This window comes from Spirulina sp. 06S082 (assembly GCF_034932145.1).
In the GTDB taxonomy this organism is placed as follows: domain Bacteria; phylum Cyanobacteriota; class Cyanobacteriia; order Cyanobacteriales; family Spirulinaceae; genus CCY15215.
In genome coordinates this window covers 1-2,820 of record NZ_JAYGHV010000246.1, presented here as the reverse complement: position 1 = coordinate 2,820, position 2,820 = coordinate 1, and the positions used below count along the sequence as shown (strand labels likewise).

Below are 2,820 nucleotides of genomic sequence, written 5' to 3'. Positions count from 1 at the left end.
TATTGGCGATCGCCTCTTTTAAACTCTGCCAAACTTCGCAATCGTTGGTATTGCCGGTTTGTGCTGAAAAATTCGCTGCCGTGGAACTGGGCATTTGCAGCTCCGAGGTTAACAATATTTTCACAATATCTTTACAATATCTTGATTTCTCTCTCTATTATGATGCAAATTACACAAAATATGCTTAATTCTCAACAATTGGCGATCGCTTATCACAAGAATAATTTCTAGTTATTTGTCTCTGTCGCATCTTTTAGTTCATCCGACCCGAGATTGTCTTCTTCTGATGCTAGGGAGTCGATTTGCTCTGGATTAATCTTATTGTCTTGAATTGTATTTTCTGGCTCAATATTTTCCTCTTGAGTATTTTCTCCAGTTTCTAAAGACTCCTTTGGGATTTCCTCATGGCTCGAAACCTCATCTTTAGGAGGATTGACAGATTGTTCTTTTGTCGATTCAGGTGCAGCCATTTCCGGAGACGCGATCGCCAAAATATTATCAATTCTGATGCCAAAAATGAAGAAATCTTGCCCAATATTTTCTACTTCATAAGGTTCAACTTCCTCAAAACGAGAGTCTGAGGTAAGTAAAACTCCGAGGACGCTAACGGGAATTTGCAGGAAAAGATTAGCGAATAGAAAGGCAATTGCTGCTAATAATAAGCCCAACAAATGCCAGCGACCCGATAAAGGGGTGGCGATCGCCGCCAGGGGAGCAAGAGTGTAAATTTGCCAAATTGCCCAAATCATAAAAATGGCCACGGCGATCGCGGCGATACGAGTTTTTACAGTTTTAAACAAGCGCAAAATCTGGCGCTGTTCGAGGGTCAGGCGATCGGGACGAACCGCCAACACCAATAAACTGAAAATATCAAAAGGTCGCTGCCATTGCATCCAAGCGATCGGGAGAATCCCCGCGATCGCCAAAAAAGCGATTTCTAGGCTATAAGGCAGCACGGGATCTCCCGCCGCCAGTCCCAGCCATACCGCCAATAAACTCAAGGGGACGACAGCTAAACCCGCAAGGTGAATCCACAAAAAAGGTTCCGATCGAAATGAGTTCATAGTGAGGCAACTGGTGACTGGTGACTGGTAACTGAAATTATACTGGCGAGAGGGTTCGGCGCTTCATGACCATTTGATAAGCCTCGATAATATCCCCCTCCTGCCAAGCGTTAAATTTGGCGATGCCAATACCGCATTCGTAACCGGCATTGACCTCCCGCACATCTTCTTTGACCCGCCGTAAGGAGTCGAGAACGCCACTGTAGATGACTTCTCCATTGCGAAGTACCCGGAAGCGGCGGTTTCGCACGACCTTGCCAGAGAGGACATAACAACCCGCTACGGAGCCTTTGCCCACAGGGAAGACCGCACGAACTTCCACCGTTCCTAAAGGTTCTTCCACTTCTTCGGGTTCGAGTAACCCTTCCATCGCCGCGCGAATATCATCCAAAAGTTGATAGATAATGTCGTATTCGCGAATATCTACCCCTTCGCGATCGGCCGCCGAGGAAGCACCGAGGGCTAAATTGGTATTAAAGCCAACAATCACCGCACCACTCGCCGCCGCCAAATCTACATCAGTTTCCGTCACCTCTCCAGGTGCAGAAAGCAGGACGCGGATTTGTACTTCATTTTGTGGTAACTGCTCGAGGGAACTTAAAATTGCTTCCACAGAACCCTGTACATCGGCTTTAACAATGAGATTGAGTTCCTTGAGTTCTCCTTCTCGTGCTTGGGCAGAAATCGTGCTTAAAGAAACGCGACGGGACATTGCTTGTTGCAAGCGAGATTCTCGGTTGATCGAGGCGCGACTTTCCGCCACGGCTCGAGCTTCTTTTTCCGTGGGGAAGACCTCAAACTCGTCTCCAGCAGAGGGAACATCATTCATTCCCAATACCTCCACCGCAAAAGAAGGACTGGCCGTATCGACCCGATTGCCGCGATCGTCGATCATGGCGCGAATTTTCCCGAAGGAAGCCCCCGCGACCAAACAATCTCCCCCTCGCAAGGTGCCATTTTGTACCAAGAGAGTAGCTACTGGACCGCGTGTTTTATCGAGGTTAGCTTCAATGACAGTTCCTTTCGCAGCGCGATCGGGATTGGCGGAAAGCTCTTCCAGTTCTGCCACCAAAAGAATCATATCCAAGAGAGTATCTAAATTCTCCCCCTTAATTGCGCTCACCGGCACCATAATCGTATCTCCGCCCCATTCCTCTGACACTAAACCTTGTTCCGTCAATTCTTGTTTAATGCGATCGGGTTCAGCCGAAGGTTTATCGATTTTGTTAATGGCAACAATCAGGGGAACTTCTGCCGCTCGAGCGTGACCGATCGCCTCTTTGGTTTGCGGTTGTACCCCATCGTCAGCCGCGACGACCAAAATAGCAATATCCGTCACCTTCGTTCCCCGCGCCCGCATTGCTGTAAAGGCTTCGTGACCGGGAGTATCGAGGAAAACCACTTGCTGCATCTTGCCGTTATGTTCCACATCGACATGATAAGCACCGATATGCTGAGTAATGCCCCCAGCTTCCCCTTGAGCAACCTTGGTTTTGCGAATAGAGTCAAGAAGCGTTGTTTTGCCATGATCCACGTGACCCATAATTGTCACGACTGGAGGACGGAACTGCAAGTTTTCCAAATCCGCCACATCGAGCATCTCGCTCTTAGTCGCGGCGGCTTTTACTTCTTGAGTTTCCGTCTCGATTCCCAATTCTTCTACCACCATCTTAACGGTGTAAACATCGAGAGTTTGGGTAATCTTAACCGCAATCCCCTTAGAGAAAAGATGCTTGATAATTTCTGTTTCGGGGAT

Annotated in this window: 2 protein-coding genes; both read right to left on the bottom strand. The window is 48.0% G+C overall.

All coding sequences use genetic code 11. The features are described from left to right. Positions 1-227: 227 nt before the first annotated feature. Positions 228-1,064 carry a low-complexity tail membrane protein gene (locus VB714_RS15225; RefSeq protein ID WP_323225465.1) on the bottom strand — a complete coding sequence of 279 codons (837 nt, stop codon included), beginning with the start codon at positions 1,062-1,064 and terminating at the stop codon, positions 228-230. A 37-nt stretch (positions 1,065-1,101) separates the two neighbouring features. Continuing rightward, positions 1,102-2,820 (bottom strand): translation initiation factor IF-2 (infB, locus tag VB714_RS15220; RefSeq protein WP_323225463.1); only part of this gene is annotated, 1,719 nt, incomplete at its 5' end.